At 62.6% G+C, this 22,010-nt stretch carries 22 protein-coding genes and 1 pseudogene; 14 read left to right on the plus strand and 9 right to left on the minus strand.

Annotated features, from left to right (window positions below):
* The first annotated feature begins 17 nt into the window (after positions 1-17).
* The 4 genes from BLU15_RS39960 (at position 18) to BLU15_RS05185 (ending at position 2,131) form a co-directional block, all read left to right on the plus strand.
* Positions 18-206, plus strand: coding sequence for a hypothetical protein (locus BLU15_RS39960; RefSeq protein ID WP_244546713.1), 189 nt, complete (start codon positions 18-20; stop codon positions 204-206).
* Between the two features lie 191 nt (positions 207-397).
* Positions 398-898 (plus strand): cupin domain-containing protein, encoded by a 501-nt coding sequence (locus tag BLU15_RS05175; protein ID WP_090294558.1) that lies wholly within the window; start codon positions 398-400, stop codon positions 896-898.
* A gap of 24 nt (positions 899-922) precedes the next feature.
* On the plus strand, positions 923-1,498 hold the full coding sequence (locus BLU15_RS05180; protein ID WP_089043957.1) for a GNAT family N-acetyltransferase: 576 nt from the start codon (positions 923-925) through the stop codon (positions 1,496-1,498).
* Between the two features lie 282 nt (positions 1,499-1,780).
* Positions 1,781-2,131 carry a hypothetical protein gene (locus BLU15_RS05185; protein ID WP_060522165.1) on the plus strand — a complete coding sequence of 117 codons (351 nt, stop codon included), beginning with the start codon at positions 1,781-1,783 and terminating at the stop codon, positions 2,129-2,131.
* A 74-nt stretch (positions 2,132-2,205) separates the two neighbouring features.
* Here the strand turns inward: BLU15_RS05185 and BLU15_RS05190 are convergent, their stop codons facing one another.
* The 7 genes from BLU15_RS05190 to BLU15_RS05220 form a co-directional block, all read right to left on the minus strand.
* Positions 2,206-2,826: a riboflavin synthase gene (locus tag BLU15_RS05190; RefSeq protein WP_060522164.1), complete on the minus strand. Its 621-nt coding sequence runs from the start codon at positions 2,824-2,826 to the stop codon at positions 2,206-2,208.
* Positions 2,826-3,935 carry a bifunctional diaminohydroxyphosphoribosylaminopyrimidine deaminase/5-amino-6-(5-phosphoribosylamino)uracil reductase RibD gene (gene ribD / locus BLU15_RS05195; protein WP_090294560.1) on the minus strand — a complete coding sequence of 370 codons (1,110 nt, stop codon included), beginning with the start codon at positions 3,933-3,935 and terminating at the stop codon, positions 2,826-2,828. The genes BLU15_RS05190 and ribD overlap by 1 nt, the downstream gene beginning before the upstream one ends.
* Positions 3,936-3,953: 18 nt before the next feature.
* Positions 3,954-4,427, minus strand: coding sequence for a transcriptional regulator NrdR (gene nrdR, locus BLU15_RS05200; RefSeq protein WP_034803756.1), 474 nt, complete (start codon positions 4,425-4,427; stop codon positions 3,954-3,956).
* Between the two features lie 10 nt (positions 4,428-4,437).
* Positions 4,438-5,733: a serine hydroxymethyltransferase gene (gene glyA / locus BLU15_RS05205; protein ID WP_034803759.1), complete on the minus strand. Its 1,296-nt coding sequence runs from the start codon at positions 5,731-5,733 to the stop codon at positions 4,438-4,440.
* A gap of 184 nt (positions 5,734-5,917) precedes the next feature.
* Positions 5,918-7,246, minus strand: a complete 1,329-nt coding sequence (locus BLU15_RS05210; protein WP_034803761.1) for a L,D-transpeptidase family protein — start codon at positions 7,244-7,246, stop codon at positions 5,918-5,920.
* 493 nt (positions 7,247-7,739) lie between these two features.
* Entirely contained in the window at positions 7,740-8,252 is a 513-nt protein-coding gene (gene ldtR / locus BLU15_RS05215) for a transcriptional regulator LdtR (RefSeq protein WP_034803764.1), read from the minus strand.
* A 130-nt stretch (positions 8,253-8,382) separates the two neighbouring features.
* A complete protein-coding gene (locus tag BLU15_RS05220) occupies positions 8,383-8,820 on the minus strand; it encodes a DUF6163 family protein (RefSeq protein WP_090294561.1) in 438 nt (145 codons plus the stop codon).
* Between BLU15_RS05220 and BLU15_RS05225 the strand changes: the two genes are divergently transcribed.
* From BLU15_RS05225 to BLU15_RS05245, 5 genes are all read left to right on the plus strand, one after another.
* Entirely contained in the window at positions 8,819-9,007 is a 189-nt protein-coding gene (locus BLU15_RS05225; RefSeq protein WP_060522162.1) for a hypothetical protein, read from the plus strand. The genes BLU15_RS05220 and BLU15_RS05225 overlap by 2 nt on opposite strands.
* Positions 9,004-10,020, plus strand: a complete 1,017-nt coding sequence (hemB, locus tag BLU15_RS05230; RefSeq protein ID WP_090294563.1) for a porphobilinogen synthase — start codon at positions 9,004-9,006, stop codon at positions 10,018-10,020. The genes BLU15_RS05225 and hemB overlap by 4 nt, the downstream gene beginning before the upstream one ends.
* Positions 10,021-10,108: 88 nt before the next feature.
* Positions 10,109-10,573 carry an RDD family protein gene (locus BLU15_RS05235; RefSeq protein ID WP_034803777.1) on the plus strand — a complete coding sequence of 155 codons (465 nt, stop codon included), beginning with the start codon at positions 10,109-10,111 and terminating at the stop codon, positions 10,571-10,573.
* Positions 10,574-10,760: 187 nt separating this feature from the next.
* Complete coding sequence (locus BLU15_RS05240) at positions 10,761-11,549, plus strand: arginyltransferase (protein ID WP_034803779.1); 789 nt, start codon at positions 10,761-10,763, stop codon at positions 11,547-11,549.
* A gap of 3 nt (positions 11,550-11,552) precedes the next feature.
* On the plus strand, positions 11,553-12,449 hold the full coding sequence (locus BLU15_RS05245) for a DMT family transporter (protein ID WP_060522160.1): 897 nt from the start codon (positions 11,553-11,555) through the stop codon (positions 12,447-12,449).
* A 126-nt stretch (positions 12,450-12,575) separates the two neighbouring features.
* Here the strand turns inward: BLU15_RS05245 and BLU15_RS05250 are convergent.
* A pseudogene (locus tag BLU15_RS05250) lies at positions 12,576-12,869 on the minus strand (transcriptional regulator); the annotation flags it as partial.
* 173 nt (positions 12,870-13,042) lie between these two features.
* Positions 13,043-15,319 carry a DNA topoisomerase IV subunit A gene (parC, locus tag BLU15_RS05255; RefSeq protein ID WP_034803783.1) on the minus strand — a complete coding sequence of 759 codons (2,277 nt, stop codon included), beginning with the start codon at positions 15,317-15,319 and terminating at the stop codon, positions 13,043-13,045.
* A 446-nt stretch (positions 15,320-15,765) separates the two neighbouring features.
* On the opposite strand from parC, the gene BLU15_RS05260 reads away from it, so the two are divergent.
* The 5 genes from BLU15_RS05260 (at position 15,766) to groL (ending at position 21,960) form a co-directional block, all read left to right on the plus strand.
* On the plus strand, positions 15,766-16,965 hold the full coding sequence (locus tag BLU15_RS05260) for a hypothetical protein (RefSeq protein WP_034803785.1): 1,200 nt from the start codon (positions 15,766-15,768) through the stop codon (positions 16,963-16,965).
* A gap of 583 nt (positions 16,966-17,548) precedes the next feature.
* A complete protein-coding gene (locus BLU15_RS05265) occupies positions 17,549-18,877 on the plus strand; it encodes a cytochrome P450 (RefSeq protein WP_226020675.1) in 1,329 nt (442 codons plus the stop codon).
* Positions 18,864-19,871, plus strand: coding sequence for a lysophospholipid acyltransferase family protein (locus BLU15_RS05270; protein WP_162731779.1), 1,008 nt, complete (start codon positions 18,864-18,866; stop codon positions 19,869-19,871). The genes BLU15_RS05265 and BLU15_RS05270 overlap by 14 nt, the downstream gene beginning before the upstream one ends.
* A gap of 134 nt (positions 19,872-20,005) precedes the next feature.
* The gene (locus BLU15_RS05275) at positions 20,006-20,239 is read left to right on the plus strand and encodes a hypothetical protein (protein WP_034803790.1); all 234 of its coding nucleotides are present in this window, start codon (positions 20,006-20,008) and stop codon (positions 20,237-20,239) included.
* A gap of 95 nt (positions 20,240-20,334) precedes the next feature.
* The gene (gene groL / locus BLU15_RS05280) at positions 20,335-21,960 is read left to right on the plus strand and encodes a chaperonin GroEL (protein WP_090294569.1); all 1,626 of its coding nucleotides are present in this window, start codon (positions 20,335-20,337) and stop codon (positions 21,958-21,960) included.
* Positions 21,961-22,010 lie beyond the last annotated feature (50 nt).

Raw genomic sequence — 22,010 nt, forward strand, 5'->3', positions numbered from 1 at the left:
CTGCAAGTCGGCTCGGTATCGCGCCGCAGTATTGCCTCGCTCTCGAAGACAGCCACAACGGCGTGCGTTCGGCTTCGTCTGCCGGCATGATGACGGTCATGGTGCCCGATCTCCTGCCACCGACCGAAGAAATGAAAACCCTTTTCGTTGGGATCGCCAGGTGTCTTCACGAGGTCGCCACGGCGCTGATCGGCAGACGAACGTGACCGCGCAGCTCGGCGTTAAACCAACGCGCGATAGCGCCCATATGCTTTCGCCAATGGATTGCAACACTAGGATGTATTCCTGTAACCATCGTCGCTAATTTTAGCGATCGCAGGTTGACGACGGGACGAACGCGCGACACGGATAGAACGTATTAGCGTTGCCGCGACAACGGTACGCAAGGGAGGAACATGTGACCGATACGAAAAAGCCGATCGTTAATCCCAAAAACCTAGAACTCGACTACTGGACGCAAGGCACCTTTTTCGAATCCCGCGACGCCGCCTTCGGCGCGCTACTCGGCCTCAAGGATCTGGGCATCGGCTACGGTGAAGTACCGCCGGGCAAGTCCGGCTGCCCGTTCCACAATCATCACGTCGAAGAAGAACTTTTCATCATCATCGAAGGCGAAGGCACGTATCGCTTCGGCAGCGAGCGATATCCGGTCGGCCCCGGCGACATTCTGGGCGCCCCTGCGGGTGGACCGGAAACGGCCCACCACCTGATCAACACCGGCTCGGTGCCGCTCAAGTACCTTTCCATCTCGACCAAGGCGGCCACGGAAATCTGCGAGTATCCGGACTCCGGCAAATTCCTTGCCAGGACGCGTGGTTCTGATGGCCAAAGACGCTTCCTTTTCACCGGCCGTCCGGAAAGCGATGTCGACTACTGGGACGGCGAGCCCGGCGCCTGATTTCATCACAGCTTAGGATCGAATATGCATAGCGTTCCCATTATCGAGACCGACCGCCTCATCCTGCGCCCCTACCGCCGTGACGATTTCCCCGCCTATTCCGCGCTGTTCGGCGATGCCGAGGTGATCCGCTATGTCGGCGGGGTGCCGTTTACGCGCGAACAGTCCTGGACGCGATTCCTGCGCCAGGTCGGCATGTGGCACTATTTCGGCTTTGGCTTCTTTGCCATCCAGGACCGGGAGACCGGGGGTTTTCTCGGCGAGGCCGGCTTCCACGACGTGCACCGCGCCATCACGCCTTCGCTCGAAGGGACGATGGAAACCGGATGGGCATTGTCACCGAAAGCGCACGGCAAGGGGCTGGCGACGGAAGCCGTCAGTGCGGCGCTCAAGTGGGCCGACCACCAGTTTCCGAAGCTACGCAAGACCTGCATCATCGACGTCGGAAACCGCGCCTCGATCCGGGTCGCGGAGAAGCACGGCTTCAAGGAATTCTGGCGAACGACCTATCACGGCAACCACGTGATCATGTTCGAGCGCCAGCAGAAGGCAGCAGCTGCGACAGGCGACCCAAGGGCTCGCGCGCACGCCGAAACATGAACAATTTTTAATTGTTTTCCTGATGCCAGCGCCATGGAAAGGGCCACATTCCGGCCCAGTTTCCTAGTCGTTGGCACGACGCGCCCTCCCCAAGAAGGGAGCAAACGCCGACCAATCAGTCGAAACAGTCCAGCGCCTTTGCTTGCGGGTGACAACGCCCGCAAACGAACCCTGCTGGCCGCCGCAAAGGGCGGTCCTCACCGGCCCGGAAACCCGCAAGGTTCCGCGTTCCCGTAACGGGTCGGTTTGCGCCTTGTTGCCGGCAAACAAAGGAGCATGACCATGAACCGCATAGCCAAGCTTTCCGTCATCGCTGCTCTCTCCGCCTTTTCCTTCGGCGGCGTCTCCTATGCTGCGAGCGCAGCCATGAACTGGCCGGCCGAAATCGACCACACCGTTCGCGATTTCAAGGGCGATCATTTCAACGTCGTCGACGTGGATACGCTGAAGGAATCGAGCCAGACGCGCATGTGGATCAACGAAGCGACGCCGCAACAGATTTCGTCCCTGCACGCGGCCGTCGAAGGCAACAAGCCGCTTGCAGCCAAGCTCAAGGCGCAGAATGTCGAGATGAACAACATTGCCGGCGCCGAACAGGCAGCCGATGGCAGCCTGACCCTCTACGTGCGTTGAGTGTCAACACCTCCCGAAACCAGAACCGCCCCCCAATTGGGGGCGGTTTGCATTCGGCAAAAGAGGAAGTCGGCTTACTCCGGCTTTGGTGCCGGGAATTCGGCGAGGCGCGCCGCATAACGCGCCATGGTGTCCACCTCGAAGTTCACGAAATCGCCGGCCTTGCGCTCACCCCAGGTCGTGACCTCCAGCGAATGGCGGATCAGGAGCACGTCGAACTCGGCGCCGGCGACCTTGTTGACCGTCAGCGACGTGCCGTCGAGCGCGACCGATCCCTTCGGCGCGACGAATTTCGCCAGATGCTCAGGCGCCCGCAGACGAAAGCGCACAGCGTCGCCTTCCGCTTCCACCGACAGAATTTCCGCCTTGTCGTCGACATGGCCGGAAACCAGGTGGCCGCCGAGCTCGTCGCCGATCTTCAGCGAGCGCTCGAGATTGATGCGCGTTCCCTTGGTCCAGCCGGCGATCGTCGTCAGGCGGAGCGCCTCTTCCCAGGCCTCGACCTCGAACCAGCGCTCGTTGCTGCCGGCTTCAGGCAAAGCCGTCACCGTCAGGCAGACGCCGGAATGGGCGATCGAGGCACCCATGTCGATGGTCTTCGGGTCGTAGCTCGTGGCGACACGCAGCTTGATACCTTCTTTCAGCGGGGTGACGGCGTCGACGGTGCCGATATCGGTAACAATGCCTGTGAACATCAGTTTTCTCTTTCGTATTCCTCGAACAGATCGCCGCCATACCGTGCCTGGGCGACGCGCCGGAAGCCTGCCGGCACGGACTTACGGTCAAATGGGGATGCAATGCCGTTTTCGCCAATGGTCCCCGGTCCGGTGTAGAGCTGGATACGGTCGACCAGATCAGCATCGAGAAAGGCGCGTGCAGCCACAGCACCGCCTTCGACCATCAGCGAGGAGATACCGCGGGAAGCGAGTGCCGCAAGAAGGTCGGCGATCGAGCCGGCTTCGAGCACCTCGACACCGGCGGCCTCGAGGGCCGCCTTGCGTGCTGCTCGGCCGTCATCAACGTCCGCATCCGCATCGCCGGATCCGTCGCTGGAGACCACGATGACGGGGACCTCCCGCGCCGTTAACACCAGTTTGGAGGAAAGCGGCAGGTCGAGCCGGCGGTCGAGAACGATGCGCAACGGCGAGCGATGTTCGAGCCCCGGCAAGCGTACGGTCAGTTCCGGATCGTCAGCCGCAGCCGTGCCGATCCCGACCAGGATCGCGTCGGTCTCCGCGCGCAGCATCTGTACCTGCCCGCGCGAAATCGGACCGGTGATGCGCACTTGCCCCTCGCCCTTGCGGCCGATCATGCCATCGGCCGAAACCGCAAGCTTGAGAGTCACATAAGGTCTCTTGCTGACCTGGCGCATGAGGTAGGCTTCAAGCGCGTGATGCCCTTCCTCGGGGAGCACACCGATATCGACGGTGATGCCAGCATCGCGCAGGCGCACGACGCCACGCCCGGCAACCCGCACGTCCGGATCGAGGATCGAAATCACCACGCGGGATATGCCGGAGGCGACAAGTGCATCGGCGCAAGGCGGCGTCTTGCCGTGATGGGAGCAAGGCTCCAGCGTCACATAGGCCGTAGCACCCCTCGCCTTCGCACCGGCCTCCGTCAGTGCCTGGGTTTCGGCATGCGGGCGGCCGCTCCGCGCGGTTACGGCCCGGCCGACGATAACGCCGTCCTTGACGATCAGGCAGGCGACGGAGGGATTGGTGGATGTCTGTCCGAGATGGTGGCGAGCCAGCCTCAGCGCCGCGGCCATGAACCTCTCGTCTTCACGGTTGGGCGCTGTCATGGCTCTATCCAGCGTAATCTACTCGCCGGGATCGCGCGCGATCTTGGCGCTGATCTCGGTGATGACCTTCTCAAAATCCTCCGCATGGGAGAAATCGCGATAGACCGAAGCGTAGCGCACGAAGGCCACGTCATCGAGGCTCTTCAGCGCTTCGAGCACCTGCAGGCCGATTTCTTCCGAAGGGATCTCGGTCTCGCCGGAGCTTTCGAGGCGACGGACGATGCCGGAAACAGCCCGCTCGATGCGGTCGCGATCGACCGGGCGCTTGCGCAGCGCAATCTCGAAGGACCGGAGAAGCTTGTCCCGGTCGAAAGGAACCTTCCGACCGGTTTTCTTGATGATCATCAGTTCACGCAACTGCACCCGTTCGAAGGTCGTGAAACGACCTCCGCAATCCGGACAAATCCGGCGGCGGCGAATGGCATTCCCGTCCTCTGCCGGACGGGAATCCTTCACCTGACTGTCTTCAGAACCGCAATAGGGGCAGCGCATGGGCGACCGATCACATGTAGCCGTACATCGGGAAGCGGTCGGTCAGCTTGATGACCTTGTCGCGAACACCGGCTTCGACGGCGGCATTGCCCTCGTCGGAGTTGGCGACCTTCAGGCCGTCAAGAACCTCGACGATCCGCTCGCCGATTTCCTTGAACTCGGCTTCCTTGAAGCCACGGGTCGTGCCGGCGGGCGTGCCGAGACGGACACCCGAGGTGACGAAGGGCTTTTCAGGATCGAACGGAATGCCGTTCTTGTTGCAGGTGATGAAGGCACGGCCAAGGGCGGCTTCCGCGCGCTTGCCGGTTGCGTTCTTCTTGCGCAGGTCGACGAGCATCAGGTGGTTGTCCGTGCCGCCCGATACGATGTCGAGGCCGTTGGCCTTCAGCGTTTCGGCGAGCGTGCGGGCGTTCTTGACGACCTGAGCCGCATAGTCCTTGAACGACGGCTGCAGCGCTTCGCCGAGTGCCACGGCCTTGGCGGCGATGACGTGCATCAGCGGACCGCCCTGGAGACCCGGGAAGACGGCCGAGTTGATCTTCTTGGCGATATCTTCGTCGTTGGTCAGAATCATGCCGCCGCGCGGGCCGCGGAGCGACTTGTGCGTCGTCGTCGTTGCAACGTGGCAATGCGGGAACGGCGACGGATGCTGGCCACCGGCAACGAGACCGGCGATGTGCGCCATGTCGACCATCAGCCAGGCGCCGACTTCGTCTGCGATCTCGCGGAAGCGTTTCCAGTCCCAGATGCGCGAGTAAGCGGTGCCGCCGGCGATGATCAGCTTCGGCTTGTGCTTGCGCGCCTGCTCGGCGACGTTGTCCATGTCGAGCAGGTGATCGTCTTCACGCACGCCGTAGGAGACGACGTTGAACCACTTGCCGGACATGTTGACCGGCGAACCGTGCGTCAGGTGACCGCCCGAGTTGAGGTCGAGGCCCATGAAGGTGTCACCCGGCTGCAGGAGCGCCAGGAACACGGCCTGGTTCATCTGCGAACCGGAGTTCGGCTGAACGTTGGCGAAGTTGACGCCGAAGAGCTTCTTGGCGCGCTCGATCGCCAACTCCTCGGCGATGTCGACGAACTGGCAGCCGCCGTAGTAGCGCTTGCCCGGGTAGCCCTCGGCATATTTGTTGGTCATGATCGAGCCCTGGGCTTCGAGCACGGCGCGGGAAACGATGTTCTCGGAGGCGATCAGCTCGATCTCGTGGCGCTGGCGACCCAGCTCCTTTTCGATCGCACCGAAGATGTCCGGATCGCTGTCGGCCAGAGAGCGGGTGAAGAAGGCGTCATTCGTCTGTGCAGTCATCGGCGCGAGGCTCCTCTCAAGGGTGGCAGTTCTTTAGCTTCCTCGCACGGCGAGAGCAATATCCGCTGTGCGGTTTGCGTCATTTCCCCCATCTGCCGCGCCGAAATATCGCGGCGCTCAACCCATGAAAAAGCCGCGCTCCCAAGGGAAGCGCGGCTCGAAGAATTCCGTGTCGCAAATTCGCTTATTGCGGCAAGGCGTCCTGGTCGACCGAGCCGGGCGACTGCTCGACGCCATAGGGGGTCTGCAGCGCCAGTTCGGTGGCACCGTCGCGCTGATAGATATCGTCGCGGAACTGCACGACGCCGTCCTTGGCAGACCAGGCGGTGATGTAGGTGAAGAAAACAGGGACTTCCTCGGCGAGCGTGATCGGCGTGTTGACGCCGGTCTTGATGGTCGCCTCGATCTGCTGGCGCGACCAGCCGGGCGTTTCCTTCAGAAGCCAGGTCGAAAGGTCGCGCACGTTCTGTACGCGCACGCAGCCCGACGATTCGAAGCGCATCAGCTTGTTGAACAGGCCCTGCTGCGGCGTGTCGTGCATGTAGACCTGATGCTCGTTGTGGAAGTTGATCTTCGTCGACGACATCGCGTTGATCTTGCCCGGGTCTTGGCGGAACATCAGGTTCGGCGCTTTTTCGGCGTTCCAGTCGACCGTCTCCGGCGACACTTCGCCGCCGCTGCCATCAAACAGGCGGATCGAGTTGCGCGCCAGATAGGTCGGATCCTTACGCATCAGCGGCATGATATCCTTCTGGATGATCGAGCGCGGCGCGGTCCAGTAGGGGTTGAGGATGACCTCGTAAATCTTCGAGTTCAGGATCGGCGACTGGCGGTCGATCTTGCCGACGATCGCCGTGTGGCGCAGCGCCACGCGGCCGTTCTCGACCGCTTCGATGTAGGCCGCAGGGATGTTGACCATCACGTAGCGGCGGCCGAGGTCGCCGGACATCGACTGCAGGCGCACGAGGTTGGTCTGGAGCTGGCCGAGGCGGGTGTTGGCGTCGACGTTGATCGCCTTCAGCGTGTATTCGCCGATGACGCCGTCCGCCGGCAGGCCGTGGCGGGCCTGGAAGCGCTTGACCGCGCCTTCGACGTAGCTGTCGAAGGACGAGGAGATGCCGGCCGAACGCGGCAGGTCGCCGGAAACCATCAGGCGCTGGCGGAGCTGCTGCACGGACGGATCGGTGACGCCGAGTTCAAGCTTGACGCTGGTCTGGACCGACGGCCAGCCGCCCTGGGACACGATGTTCTGATAGTCGAAGATCGCCTGCTGCACATGGGCGATCGTTTCCGGGCCGAAAACCGGCGTGTTCGAAACGACCGTCGTCGCGGTGCGCGATGCCCCTTTCGCGTCAAACTGGTCGTCCCAGGAGCCACGGCGAGGCGAATTGATGATCTCGTTCAGGGCGTCCTGTGCGCTTGCCGCGCCGGCGACTGCCACGGCGCCGAAGGTCGCTGCCGAGCGCAAGAAGGCGCGGCGCGAGAATGCATCAATTCCATTCTTTTTCGACATAATCCTACCATCCCAATGCGTCGGCACGCGCCCTATGCGCTGACACGCACGTTGCCGGAGCCCTAACACGATCGTGGTTAACAAAGGTCAACCAACGAGCCACCCTGCCCTCACATGTCTTCACGATGCCGCGAGTGAGGACCCTCATCCGGCAGGCGAAACGCGAAACGAATCCACATGCAAGAAAACACGTGGGCGCACCTACCGCATGCCGTCGTCGCTGTCATAGCAATATGGCCAATTCGTGTCTCGGCGCGAGCGAACGGCGACATGGCATGCCTTTTGCTTTTCGCTGGACGCGACTGGGTTGCGGCCGAACCGGAAACGGCAACATTCTGGTTTACTAATGTTTTTGGTTTGAAAAATCACGCGAACGCGAGGAAAGCGTGCCGCAGCGGTGCAGCTTTTCGGCAACAGAACGGGGTGCCGCAAATGGCAAAGGTCGGACACGCAGGGATTGCGCCCGACCCTTGAACTGGAGGTTTTGGCCTGATTACAGGCGATACATGATCGAGTCGTTCCAGAAGCGATCGAGGCGCTGCAAGAGCTTGTTCATCTGGGTGAACTCGTCCGAGCCGATGCCGCCGACCTTCTGGATCGAGCCGACGTGGCGCTCGTAGAGTTTGGCAACGGTTTCGGCGATTTCCTGGCCGTCTTCCGTCAGGCTGATGCGGACCGAGCGGCGGTCGACGCGGGAGCGCTGGTGGTTGATCAGGCCGAGATCGACGAGCTTCTTGACGTTGTAGGAGACGTTCGAGCCGAGGTAGTAGCCGCGGGAGCGAAGTTCGCCGGCGGTCAGTTCCGAGTTGCCGATGTTGAAGAGCAACAGGGCCTGAACGGCGTTGACGTCGCTGCGACCTTCGCGGTCGAACTCGTCCTTGATGACGTCGAGCAGGCGGCGGTGCAGACGCTCGACGAGGTGAAGGGATTCCATATAGAGACCGCGGATGGTTTCTTCCTGGGGGTCTCGGGGCTGAACTGCCTGCGGCTTCATCTTGGTGTTCATTTGACTGCCTCACTGTTTTGTTTGGCGGTGTCTGTTTGTCTTCCCGCCTTGAGTGAGACCCTATCGAATACGTCTAAAATTCTACTTAAACCGCAGCCTTAACAAGAGCTTGCCATTTGGCGACCCTGTCTCAGGGTGAATCAACCCTTACCTGCCTGGCGAGCCGCCAGCGCTGGTAGAAGATCGCCGCGCGGAAAAGAACGAAGGTAACGGCAACCGCCGCATGCAGCACGACCAGCAGCGGACGGCCGCCGAAACTGGCCGGATAGAACTCGCACATCACGATCTCGATGGCTGCCGCAACCACCCAGACGACCGGCCCCCAGGAGACCAGCAGCCACAGGCCGAGGGCGGCGACCGGATAGATGACGGCAAGTGCGGTTGCGGCCGCCCGCCACTCCGGCGTCAGGAGATCGAAGCGTCCGGCGCCGCCATGGGAAAAGCCGATCAGCATGGCCCAGTAGTTCAGCGCGAACCAGATGCATGAGGCGGAGACCAGACGCAGAAAGAGACCGAAGAGGATCTCGGTCAGCGACGGTTTCGGCACATGGGCAGAATCATGAAGCATGGCCGGCAAGATAGGGCGGGTCTTTGCCATCCGCCAGCGGCATCGCGCCGTCCCCTCCCCCATGGCTCCTCTTAAAGAGAAGAAATGCCGCAGCCCGTTCGCCGGCCGCGCGGTTCCCAATGGCGGCCAGCCCATGATAAAGCGCTTGGCTATCGACGATTTTCACGGGAAAGGCGCGGCGCGATGAACGACAGGACAAATCTTGTGGACAGGGTCACCGGCCACCGCCGCATGCGCCGCAACCGCAAGGCCGACTGGACGCGCCGGCTGGTGCAGGAAAACCGCCTGACCGTCGACGACCTGATCTGGCCGATCTTCATCGTGCCGGGCGAGAACATCATCCAGCCGATCGACGCGATGCCGGGCGTCAACCGCATGAGCATCGACAAGGCGGTCGAAGCGGTGAAGGAAGCGGCCGATCTCGGCATCCCGGCGATCGCCACCTTCCCCAACATCGACCTGTCGCTGCGCGACGATACCGGCTCCAACAGTCTTGCCGCCGACAACCTGATCAACCAGGCGACGCGCGCCTTCAAGAAAGCCGTGCCTGAGATCGGCATCATCACCGACGTCGCGCTCGACCCCTTCACGAGCCACGGCCATGACGGCATCCTGCGCAATGGCGAGATCGTCAACGACGAGACGGTCGAGACGATCGCAAGGGCGGCCGTCGCCCAGGCGGACGCCGGCTCCGATATCATCGCCCCCTCCGACATGATGGACGGACGCATCGGCGCCATCCGCCAGGCGCTCGACGCTCACGGCCACCAGAATGTCGGCATCATGTCCTATGCGACGAAGTTCGCCTCCGGCTTCTACGGTCCCTATCGCGAGGCGATCGGCACCGGCGGCCTTCTGAAAGGCGACAAGAAGACCTATTACATCGACCCGGCCAACGGCACCGAAGCGATCCGCGACGCAGCCCTCGACGTCGAGGAAGGCGCCGACATGCTGATGGTGAAGCCAGGCCTTCCCTATCTCGACATCTGCTGGCGGATGAAGGAAGCCTTTGGCCTGCCGGTCTTTGCCTATCAGGTGTCCGGCGAGTATTCGCAGGTGAAGGCGGCGGCTGCCAACGGCTGGATCGATGGCGAGAAGGTGATGCTCGAAACGCTGCTCGCCTTCAAGCGCGCCGGCTGCGACGGCATCCTCAGCTACTTCGCGGTCGAAGTGGCCCGCATTCTCGCCAAAGGCCGCTGAAACGTACCGCTTGATCCCGGCTCCGATCCTTGTTTTGCAGGGAATGCCATCCCATATCCTTGCTGCAACCAAACGAGGCTTTTGACCGATGACCATGCACAACGAAGAACTGAGGCTGCCGAGCAATGACTGGCGCGCCTATCAGGGCGTGCTGTCGCGACGCGTCTTTGCCTTTCTGCTCGATTACGCGATCATCGCGCTCCTCTGGATCCCCGCGGCGGTCGTCGTCTTCTTCCTCGGCATCCTGACGCTCGGCCTCGGCTTTATGCTTTATCCGGCGCTCTTTGCGATCGTCGCCATGCTCTATTTCGGACTGACGGTCGGTGGCCGCGAACAGGCCTCTCCCGGTATGCGCTTGATGGGCCTGGCGATCGCTCGAACTGATGGACGCCCGATGGACTTCCTGACGGCGATCGTCCACCTCGTCATCTTCTGGATCGCCAACGCGCTGCTGACGCCGCTGATCCTGCTGATCGGCCTTTTCACCGACCGCAGCCGCCTGCTGCACGACCTGCTGATCGGTACCGTCACGGTGCGCCGCGACATGTATTGAAACCGGCGCAGGCATAGAGCTGAAAGCGTAAGGCGGTGTTTTCCGCCTCACCGCCGCCACCTATTGTGGTCACCACTAAAATATCGGCCGGCGCAGGCGGAAGCGGCAAACGAGTGAGTTGACGTTTTCCATTCTTGCGCCATGCTACTGTCATGAACCACAGCGCGAAGAGTGACCTCCGCACTCGATGAACACACAGACCGCACCGTCTCCGCAATTTTATCTGACTGCGCCGGCAGCCTGCCCTTATCTGCCGAACGAGATGGAGCGGAAGGTTTTCACCCACATGGTGGGCGAGCGCGCGCCCGAGCTCAATGATCTCCTGACGCAAGGCGGCTTCCGACGCTCGCAGAACATCGCCTATCGCCCGGCTTGCGAGACCTGCCGCGCCTGTATTTCGGTGCGCATCCTCGCCAACGAGTTCAAGCCCACCCGTTCCATGCGCCGGGTGCTTGCCGCCAATCACGACGTGATCTCGGCGGAATATCCGGCCGAGCCGTCGAGCGAGCAGTACAACCTCTTCCGTCGATACCTCGACCGACGTCACCAGAAGGGCGGCATGTCGGACATGTCGGTGCTCGACTATGCGATGATGGTCGAGGACACCCATGTGCACACCAAGATTATCGAGTATCGCCTGAGGGTCGAAGGCGACGGCGTCAGCGAGAAGGCACGCGGGCCGCTGATCGCTGCGGCGCTCACCGACCGCATGGGCGACGGACTGTCGATGGTCTACTCCTTCTTCGACCCGACGCAGGAAGAGCGGTCGCTCGGCACCTTCATGATTCTCGATCACATTCGCCGCGCCCGGGAGCGCGGCCTTCCCCACGTCTATCTCGGCTACTGGGTGAAAGGCTCGCGCAAGATGGGGTATAAAACAAAGTTTTTGCCGCAAGAGCACCTCATGGCCCGTGGCTGGGAGCGCTATGAAGGCGGAGACACCACCCTGGAAGCCGCTCCTACGAAAACGGGTTAGAAATTGAGTTCATCTTCCGATGCCGCGATGCACCGGCGCGGCCTTGCCATCACCGGCCTCGGCGGCCTTGCCCTCTCCTTCGACATTCCGCTCATCCGATCCGCCGGCGGCGACGTCTGGTCGCTGCTCGCCGTGCGCAGCCTGTCGACTTTCGTGATCGCGCTCGGCGCCTGGTTCGTGCTCAACCGGGTGCTCGGCCGGAAGATTTCGCTGCTGCCGGGCAAGACCGGCCTTTTGGTCGGCGTCTTCTACGGAATCAATTCCTGCACGTTCCTGCTCGCCGTCTTCAACACCTCGACGGCGAATGTGGTCTTCATCCTCGCCTTCACCTCGATGTTTGCCGCCATCCTCTCCTGGATCTTTCTGAAGGAGAGACCATCGAACGCGACGCTCGTGACCATGCTGGTCATGGTGCTCGGCGTCGGGCTGATCGTCCAGGACGGACTGGAAAGCGGTCACCTCTTCGGCGACGCCATGGCGGCATCCTCCGCCTTTCTGCTGGCAAGCGCGATTACGATCAGCCGTGCGAGCAAGCGCGACATGGCGCTGGTGCCGCTGGTGACGGCGATCTTCCCGGCGGCCGTCGCTCTCCTGATGCTGCCGGCCGGCGGCTTCACGATCGCCGCCCCCGGCTACATCCTCTTCAACGGCCTGGTGATGATCCCGCTCGCCTTCTTCTGCCTTGCGACCGGGCCGCGTTATCTCTCAGCCCCGGAAGTGGGCATGTTCTATCTGCTAGAGACTATTCTCGCGCCGATCTGGGTCTGGATGGTCTTCGCTGAAACGCCGACAACGCAGACGCTGATCGGTGGCTCGATTCTCGTCTTCGCGCTGATCGGCCATTCGCTTTGGCAGTTGCGCAGCCGGTCGCTGAGAGCGGCCGTTGCCTGCGCCGAGTAACGGTGTTCAAGACTTGTCGTCGCGCTGACCGCTGGGCCGCGGACGACGCTGCTTGTGGTCGACGCCCCGATCGCGCACCGGCAGCGGCTCCTGCGGCTGTCCCAGCGAAGCCGGGCGGACGCCGGGCATCTCTACGCGCATGACCCACAGTTCGCGGTTGGTGTTGATCCAGGTGGCCGCGACGCTCAACGGCGCCGGATTGCCGATCAAGGCGTCGCCGTCGCGCCGTTTGAGGCGGGTGACGAGGCCTGCAGCCTCCAGGAGCGCGATGTGCGTCTCCAGCTCTTCGCGGGCTACCGCGACGGCTACGGCAATATCGGCGACGCGCGCCTCGCCGGCAAAAAGGATCTCGAACATCCGGCGGCGGACCGGGTGGGCAAGGGCCAGCAGGACGTCATCAAGGGCTGTGGCATTCGGCATCGCTGTCATCCCTGTTGGACGCGCAGTGATCCATTATAGCCTTCCGGCTTACAAGCGCCAGTTGCGCCTGCGTTTCATTTGGATTTCCAATGATTTAAGAGATTGCGCCAAACTGCGCCAAAACGAAACAGGAGCCACGCGGCCTCTCGACCGCATGGCTCTCCTTATCCCGGTCAGCCGCTGAACTTGCCGCTGCGCGGGAAGCCCTTCGGAACGACGCGGCCGGCAGAAGCGCGGTCGCCCTGCCATTCGATCAGTTCGTCCTTGGTCTTGGTAAAGACCCGGCCGGCGCTGTCTTCCCAGACGAGACCGTCAGCGATCGTGAAGCAGCGAATGTCGGAGATGCCGCCATCCTTGTAACGCTGCAGCCGCACGCCCTTGCCGCGTGCCATCTCGGGGATCTGGACGAGCGGGAAGACGACCAGCTTGCGGTTTTCGCCGACGACGGCCACGTGATCGCCCTTGACCGGAACGACCAGCTTCGCTTCGTCGCTGGCCGAGACGTTCATCACCTGCTTGCCCTTGCGGGTATTGGCGACGATATCGCTTTCGGTGACGACGAAGCCGTTGCCGGCAACCGAGGCGACGATGAGCTTGCGCGCCGGGTCGTGAACGAAGGCCGTCAGGACGTCCTGGTCGGTCTCCATGTCGACGATGATGCGCAGCGGCTCGCCATGGCCGCGACCGCCGGGCAGCTTGTCGCCGCCGAGCGTATAGACCTTGCCGCCTGTCGTGAAGACGAGGATCTTGTCGGTCGTCTGCGCCGGGAACGCCACCTTCAGCGCGTCACCCTCCTTGAACTGGAGCGAAGACGTGTCGGAGATGTGGCCCTTCAGCGCGCGGATCCAGCCCTTCTCAGAGATGACGACGGTGATCGGTTCCTTCTCGATCATCGCCTGCTGGATCGCCTCTACGTCGGCTTCCGGCGCATCGGCAAAGGTGCTGCGGCGCTTGCCGATCTCGGTCGCCTTGGCAAACTTCTTTTTGACTTCGCCGATTTCCCAGGCGACGGTCTGCCATTGCTTTTCGTCGGAGGCGAGCAGCGCCTCGATCTCGGCCTTCTCCTTCGAGAGCGCATCGAACTCGGTGCGGATCTCGAATTCCTCGAGCTTGCGCAAGGAGCGCAGGCGCATGTTGAGGATCGACTCGGCCTGGAGATCGGTGAGCGAGAACCGCTCCATCATCACCGTCTTCGGCTCATCCTCTTCGCGGATGATGCGAATGACTTCGTCGATGTTCAGATAGGCGACGAGGTAGCCGCCGAGGATTTCGAGCCGGCGGTCGATCGCGGCCAGCCGGTGGCGCGATCGGCGCTGCAGCACTTCGCGGCGATGCGCCAGCCATTCCGACAGCACTTCGTTCAGCGCCATGACGCGCGGCACGCGTCCGAGCGACAGCACGTTCATGTTGAGTGGGATGCGGCTTTCGAGCTCGGTCAGCTTGAACAGCGATTCCATCAGAATGCCGGCATCGACCGAACGGGTCTTCGGCACGAGGACGATGCGGATGTCTTCGGCCGATTCGTCGCGGATGTCTTCGAGCAGCGGCAGTTTGCGGGCGACCAGGAGCTCGGCAATCTTTTCGATCAGGCGGGACTTCTGCACCTGATAGGGGATTTCGGTGACGACGATCTGGTAGCCGCCGCGCCCAAGGTCTTCCTGCGCCCAGCGGGCACGAACACGGAAACCGCCACGGCCGGTGCGGTAGGATTCGGCCATGCTTTCCCGGCCCTCGACGATCACGCCGCCGGTCGGGAAGTCGGGCCCTTCGATGCCGCCCTTTTGCGGGTTGGCGGGATCGTAAAGCAGATCCTCGACGGTCGCGTCGGGATGGCGGATGAGATGCAGCGCCGCGTCGCAGAGTTCATGCGCGTTGTGCGGCGGGATCGAGGTGGCCATGCCGACGGCGATGCCGGTCGCGCCGTTTGCGAGCAGGTTCGGGAAAGCGCCGGGGAGCACGGTCGGCTCCTGGTCTTCCTCGTTGTAGGTCGGGCGGAAATCCACCGCGTCCTGGTCGATGCCTTCCAGGAGCAGAGAGCAGACGTCCGTCATCTTCGCTTCGGTGTAGCGCATCGCCGCGGCGTTATCGCCGTCGATGTTGCCGAAGTTGCCCTGGCCGTCGACCAGCGGATAGCGGATCGCGAATTCCTGCGACAGGCGCACCAGCGCGTCATAGATCGACGCGTCGCCGTGCGGATGGAACTTACCCATCACGTCGCCGACGATACGCGCGCATTTCTTGAACGAAGAGTTGGGCCTCAGCCCCATCTCGCTCATCGCATGCACGATACGACGATGCACGGGCTTCAACCCGTCGCGAACGTCCGGAAGCGCGCGGTGCATGATGGTCGACAAGGCATAGGCGAGGTAACGCTCTTCCAGCGCCGCCTTGAGGTCAACCGGCTGAATGTGATCGTCCCCGCCTGACGGGGGATTGAGGCTTTGTCCCATAGGTTCTTGCTAGCGCAACAAACCCGGAACGGCAAGGTTTTCAGGGCTTGCGCTTGTGGAGAACCCCCTCGCCCCAAATAACCGGCTCTCGCACCGATCCGCTTGCCCCGGCGCAATGTTCGTGCAACGGTCGCGCCGCTATGCGTCGGAGGCTGCCGCCAGGTAACGTCCCGGAAAGCATGCCCGAGCAGGAACATGTGCGGTTCGCCCAAGCGAATATAATTTCGCCCTGTTTCGTAATAGCTTCGGCTGGAGTTGATTTGGACGATTTGCAAGGGGGATCGCAGGACGCGCATTGGCAGACGGAACTGGCGGCCGCGCGCCGCCGACAAAGACGAATGCTGCCATGTGCCTACAGTTGACGCCCTCGCCAAGGGAACCAGATCAGCGACGCCTTATCTTCTTAAACAGCTACACAATCAAAGATTTTCACGAAGGAACTCGAAATGATGCACACGCGCAAGATCCGCCTGATGATGGCGAGCGCCGCGCTTCTCACGCTGACCGGCCCGGCCTTCGCGCTCGATGGCGCCGATTTGATGAAGAAGCTCGACGCAGCGACGAACGCGAACGGCACCTCGATCACCTATGACAAGGCCGAAGTCGACGGCGACAAGGTGACGGTGACCGGCGTGAAGCTGAAGGTCGCGAGCCAGCCGGGCGACGCTGTGGACCTGAATATCGGGGACCTGACCTTTGAGGGCGTCGAGGAGACCGAAGGCGGCGGCTATTACGCCGAAACCGTTTCGTTCCCCGACGTCAATGTCAGCCAGGACGAAGGCGCCATTTCCGTCAAGGATATCCTGCTCTCCGGCCTGACGATCCCGGCCAATGCGACCGGCGGAACGATCAACGACATCATTCTCTATGAAAGCGCCAGCACCGGCCCGATCGCCGTCAGCTCCAAGGGCAAGGAAGTCTTCTCGCTCGAAAGCACCGAAGCCAACCTCGCGCGCCAGGAAAATGACGCCGGCTTCGACTTCGACGCGACCGCTTCCGGCATCAAGGCCGACCTGTCGTCGGTCGAGGACGCCAAGACCAAGGAGGCGATCGAAAAGCTCGGCCTCACCACTATCGACGGCGCCCTGACGATGAAGGGCAGCTGGGAAGTCGAAAGCGGCAATGTCGCGCTCGAAGAATATGCGCTCGACTTCAAGAATGTCGGCCGGTTGAACTTCGCTCTCGACATCTCCGGCTACACGCTTGCCTTCGTCAAATCGATGCAGGAAGCGATGAAGGCTGCCGAAGCCAATCCGAACAAGGAAGAGGCCAACCAGGCCATGGGTCTCGCCATGATGGGCCTCATGCAACAGCTGACCTTCAACAGCGCCGAAATCCGCTTCGACGACGCCTCGATCACCAAGAAGGCGCTCGACTATGCCGGCTCGCAGCAGGGCGTGACCGGTGAGCAGATGGCACAGTCGCTGAAGGGCCTGGTGCCGATCATGATGGCGCAGCTCAACGTGCCGGAACTGCAGAACCAGGTGTCGGCTGCCGTCAATGCCTATCTCGATGGCCCGAAGAGCCTGACGATCAGCGCGGCACCGGAAAAGCCGGTTCCGTTCCCGATGATCATGGGTGCCGCCATGGGCGCGCCGAACACCATCCCGTCGGTGCTCGGCGTCAAGGTAACGGCGAACGACTAATCGTTCAGGTCTCTCCCGGCCTCAGCCGAGCCCGGGAGAAACCGACATGACGACAGCCTTGCGCGCCGAGACAGGCACGCAAGGCTTGATGGCGCCGCACCGGCTTCCCATGTGGCCCACGGCATTCACTCGGCGGACCTCGCCGGCCGAAAGCTGCGCCGCCGCCCTCCCGTGAAAGAACAAGCATCGCCCTTACTTGCGAACCGCATAGTCGGATCACGTTGCACGCCCTTGTGGAGCACGCATCGGCTGCGGGGCTCTTTTCTTCCCGGTGAGCTATTGCTTGCACCAAGAAATTTTCACCGTAAGGCGATAGCGTTTTTCATCGAAATCGTGCATGCCACCCTCAGGCAATTCAGAATCCGACTTCCAACGAACTTGAGAGCATCTAGGCCTCGAAGGGGACGTCTCGGACTTTGTGCAAATATACAAATACATGCCCGAATATCGTCTCCACGTTACGGCAGATCGGACGTAAATGCTCGCCTGGCTCCAGCAGTCTGTAAATTTCACTGAAGAATTGTTGGAGGGGAAATTCGCCCCCGTCCGAGCTGACTACTATACGGGCCCGCCCGGTAAGCCGTTGCGGCTGCTGCTCCAGGCGCGAACGGATTTCCTGTCGATCTGGCGGGCGAGCGACTATACCGAAACGATCTCGCAGACCCGGATCCTTGGGCGGCAGATCATCGTCGTCAACTCGCCCGACCTGATCCGGCAGGTCGTCGTCAAGCGTCATGAAAACTTCGAGCGCAAGAGCCCGCAGATGCGCCGGGCACTCGAATTCCTGCTGGGCGACGGGCTGTTTATTTCGGACGGGGACACCTGGAAGCAACGCCGGCCGCTAGTGGCGGACATCGTCCACGCCAAGCGGGTCCCCTCTTTCGGGCCCGTCATGGAAAATACGACCAGCGAACTGGTCGAGCGCTGGAACCGCATGCCCGATGGCGCCGAGGTCAACGCGTTGCACGAAATGGCGGGGCTGACCGCCGAAATCATCGCGCGCAGCGTCTTCGGTAACCAGCTCGGCGACGGTAGCGCGGCGGCGGTGACCGAGGGCTTCACCAGCTACCAGTCGCTGGTCGATTCCATCAACATCGGTTACTTCCTCGGCTTTGACGACGGCCTGCCGGTGCTGCGCACGCCGAGCCTGCGTCGTTCGGTCAAGCGCATCCACGCAACCATCGACAAGGTGGTTGAGGATCACCTTGCCGGACGCGGCGACCACAATTCGATGGTCGAGCTGCTGATCCGGCGCCAGCAACGAAACCCGGAACTGAAACTCGACCTCGTCGCCTTGCGTAACGAGGCCGCGACCATCTTCATGGCCGGGCACGAGACGACGGCGGCGACGCTGACCTGGACCTGGTATCTGCTTTCGAAGGCAGGCTGGGTCGAGAAGGCCGTTCACGACGAAATCGCCAGGGTCTGCGGCGACCGGACACCGACGATCGACGACGTGCCTCAGCTCGAATGGTGCCGGGCAGTTATCGAGGAGACGCTTCGCCTCTATCCACCGGTTCCGATCCTGGCGCGGCAGACCCGCGAGGCGGATATGATCGGCGACGTTGCCGCAGAGCCGGGCTCGCTCGTGCTGATCGTGCCGTGGCTCCTTCACCGGACTGAAAGCCTCTTCCAGGATCCACACCACTTCCATCCGGAACGGTTTACCGAAGGCCGGCGCCCGACGCCCTACAGCTTCATCCCCTTTGCCAGCGGACCGCGCGTCTGCCCCGGCCTGCATTTCGGGCTGACCGAAGCGATCCTGTGCCTGGCGATCATCGCGCAGCGCTACCGGGTTCGTGTGAGCCAGCGCCACGCGGTCGAACCGATCTGCCGCCTGACCCTCAGGCCGAAGAATGGCCTGCCGGTCACCTTGCACAAGCGAGAGGCCCCGTCGCATGGCGCCGGATGATCCGCACGCGGCGCAGCCGATCGGCAAGCGCAGGGCCTGGATCTTCGCCGAGGAAAGCGCCCCGCGGCTCGCCGATGCACTGGCGGGTGGCGACAGGGCGCGGGCCTTCCGGCGCTATTGGATCACCGACAACATCTGGAACGTCGCCAACATCGCCGCCCATTTCGGCATGAAGCTGCTGCCGATGGACGCCTGCTCCAGGCTTGGGGCGGCGCTCGGTCTCTTCATGGTTCCGCGCTTCCACAAGGTGGCAACCCGCCGCGCCCGTGAAACCATCGAACAGTTGCGGCCGGACCTTGACGCCCCGCAACGCGAGGCACTGTTTCTCGAAAACTGTCGCGCTCAGGGACGGTTGATGACGGAGTTCTCCGTCGTCAACCGATTGCAGCAGCGGCCGGAGCGGCTGAAGACCGAGGGCCTTGCACCCATCCGTGAGGCGGCAAACCGTGGCCCAGTCATTCTCGTCGGCCTGCATCTCGGCAACTGGGAAGTGGGCACGATCGCATTCCGCAAGCTCGGCCTCCAGCCGCATGCCTTCTATGTGCCGCCCAAGGGCCGGGCCAAGGCGTGGATCGCCGATCGGGTGCGCAGCAAGGCTGGCTTGCAGTTTCTGCCTCCGGGAATGGACGGGATCCGGCCGGCACTGAAGGTTCTGAAAGGCGGCGGCGTTGTCAGCATCTTCTGCGACGAGGGGTTCGGCGGCATGATCCGCGGGCCGTTCTTCGGCCGCCGGCCGCATCAGGAAGGCAACATCGCCATCGCCATACGGCTGGCGCGCATGACGGGCGCTACGATCTGCCCCTGGTACGGCCTTCGCACCGACGACTTCCGCTTCGAATGCACGGCCTTGCCGCCGATACGTTTGCCGGCGGAGGAGCGCCCCAATGCCCGGCTGCTGGATGACATGCAGTTGCTGAACGACACGATCGAGCCGGTCGTCCGCGCCCATCTCGACCAATGGTATTTCCTCGATAACGCGCTACGGCCGCAGTGAGCTTACTCACGCCTTTTTAACGCCTGCACGTCGCGGCTTTGCGATCGGCGCTTGATGCCGGCCGGGTCTGGCCTATTTATTCCACCAAGGACCGAAATCCATGTTCCTGACCGATAAAACGGAAGGAGAAACCCATGGGACTGAAGCAGGCGGACATTACAGCCATCCTTGGCCCGGTTGACGAGACGCTGATGGCCGAACTGCTTGCGACCGGCGCGACGGCCGGCGAGCTTGCGGAGGCGATCGCCTGGGTCAACAACGATGAAGCGCTGATCGGGGAAGGCCGCCATCTGCCGGCCGGCCGCGTTGCGGCGCTGATCGATATCTTGACCCCGGACAACGAAGAAGAGCGGAATTTGGGACTGTAGTCGCGAAAGCCGGTTGCCGGGTACGTCCGATTGCAAGCCGCCTTCCGGGCGGCTGGGTGCGTGAGGCCATATGTTCGTGTTGAGGGAGGTCCACAATGGCTGCCAAGGAAGTCAGGTTCAGTAGCGATGCCCGCGATCGGATGTTGCGCGGCGTCGACATTCTCGCCGATGCGGTCAAGGTCACGCTCGGCCCGAAGGGACGCAACGTCGTCATCGAACGCGCCTTCGGCGCGCCGCGCATCACCAAGGACGGCGTGTCGGTCGCCAAGGAAATCGAGCTCGACGACAAGTTCGAGAACATGGGCGCGCAGATGCTGCGGGAGGTCGCGTCGCGCACCAGCGACGTGGCCGGCGACGGCACAACGACGGCCACCGTGCTCGCACAGGCCATCGTCAAGGAGGGTGTGAAGGCAATCGCGTCCGGCATGAACCCGATGGATCTGAAACGCGGCATCGATCTCGCCGTCGATGCGATCGTCGCAAAACTGAAGACCCATGCGCGCAAGATTTCCAACAATGAGGAGATCGCGCAGGTCGGCACGATCTCGGCCAACGGCGACGCCGAAATCGGAAGCTATCTGGCAAAGGCAATGGAGCGTGTCGGCAACGAAGGCGTGATTACGGTCGAGGAGGCGAAGACGGCCGAAATAGAGCTGGAGATCGTCGAAGGCATGCAATTCGACCGCGGCTATCTCTCCCCCTATTTCGTCACCGACCAGGAGAAGATGCGGGTTGAATTCGAAGACCCCTACATTCTCATTCACGAAAAGAAGCTTTCCAACCTGCAGGCGATGATCCCGATTCTCGAAGCAGTGATCCAGGCAAGCCGGCCGCTGTTGATCATCGCCGAAGATGTGGAAGGCGAAGCGCTGGCGACGCTGGTCGTCAACAAGCTGCGCGGCGGGCTGAAGATCGCCGCCGTCAAGGCGCCGGGCTTCGGCGACCGGCGCAAGGCGATGCTCGAGGACATCGCCATCCTGACGGGCGGGACCGTCATCTCCGAAGATCTCGGCATCAAGCTTGAAACCGTGACGCTCGCCAATCTCGGGCGGGCCAAGCGGGTGATGGTCGAGAAGGAAGACACCACCATCGTCGATGGCGCCGGCACCAAGGCGGACATCGACGGGCGTGTCGGCCAGATCAAGGCGCAGATCGAGGAAACGACCTCCGACTACGATCGCGAGAAGCTGCAGGAACGGCTGGCCAAGCTTGCCGGCGGCGTCGCGGTGATCCGGGTGGGCGGCTCGACGGAAGTGGAAGTGAAGGAAAAGAAGGACCGGGTCGACGATGCGCTGCATGCGACGCGGGCCGCGGTGGAGGAAGGCATTCTACCTGGCGGCGGCGTCGCGCTGCTCCGCGTCGTCCACGCGCTCGATGGGCTCAAGCCCGAAAATGACGACCAACGCGTCGGCGTCGAGATCGTCCGGCGGGCGCTGGAGGCGCCGGTGCGCCAGATCGCCGAAAACGCCGGCGCCGAAGGCTCGGTCATCGTCGGCAAACTTCGGGAGATGAGCGACTTCGCCCAGGGTTGGAACGCGCAGACCGGTGAATATGGCGATCTCTACCGCATGGGCGTCATCGATCCGGCGAAAGTCGTGCGGGCGGCGCTGCAGGATGCGGCGTCGGTCGCCGGCCTGCTTGTAACCACCGAAGCGATGGTCGCCGAAAAACCGAAGAAGAACCCACCCACGCCACCGCCCGGCCCCGGCATGGATTTCTGACCCGCGCCAGGCGGTCGGTCGCCTAACCGGACGGCTGCCGGTGCGCCCGA

This window comes from Ensifer sp. YR511 (assembly GCF_900103045.1).
Classification (GTDB): domain Bacteria; phylum Pseudomonadota; class Alphaproteobacteria; order Rhizobiales; family Rhizobiaceae; genus Ensifer; species Ensifer adhaerens.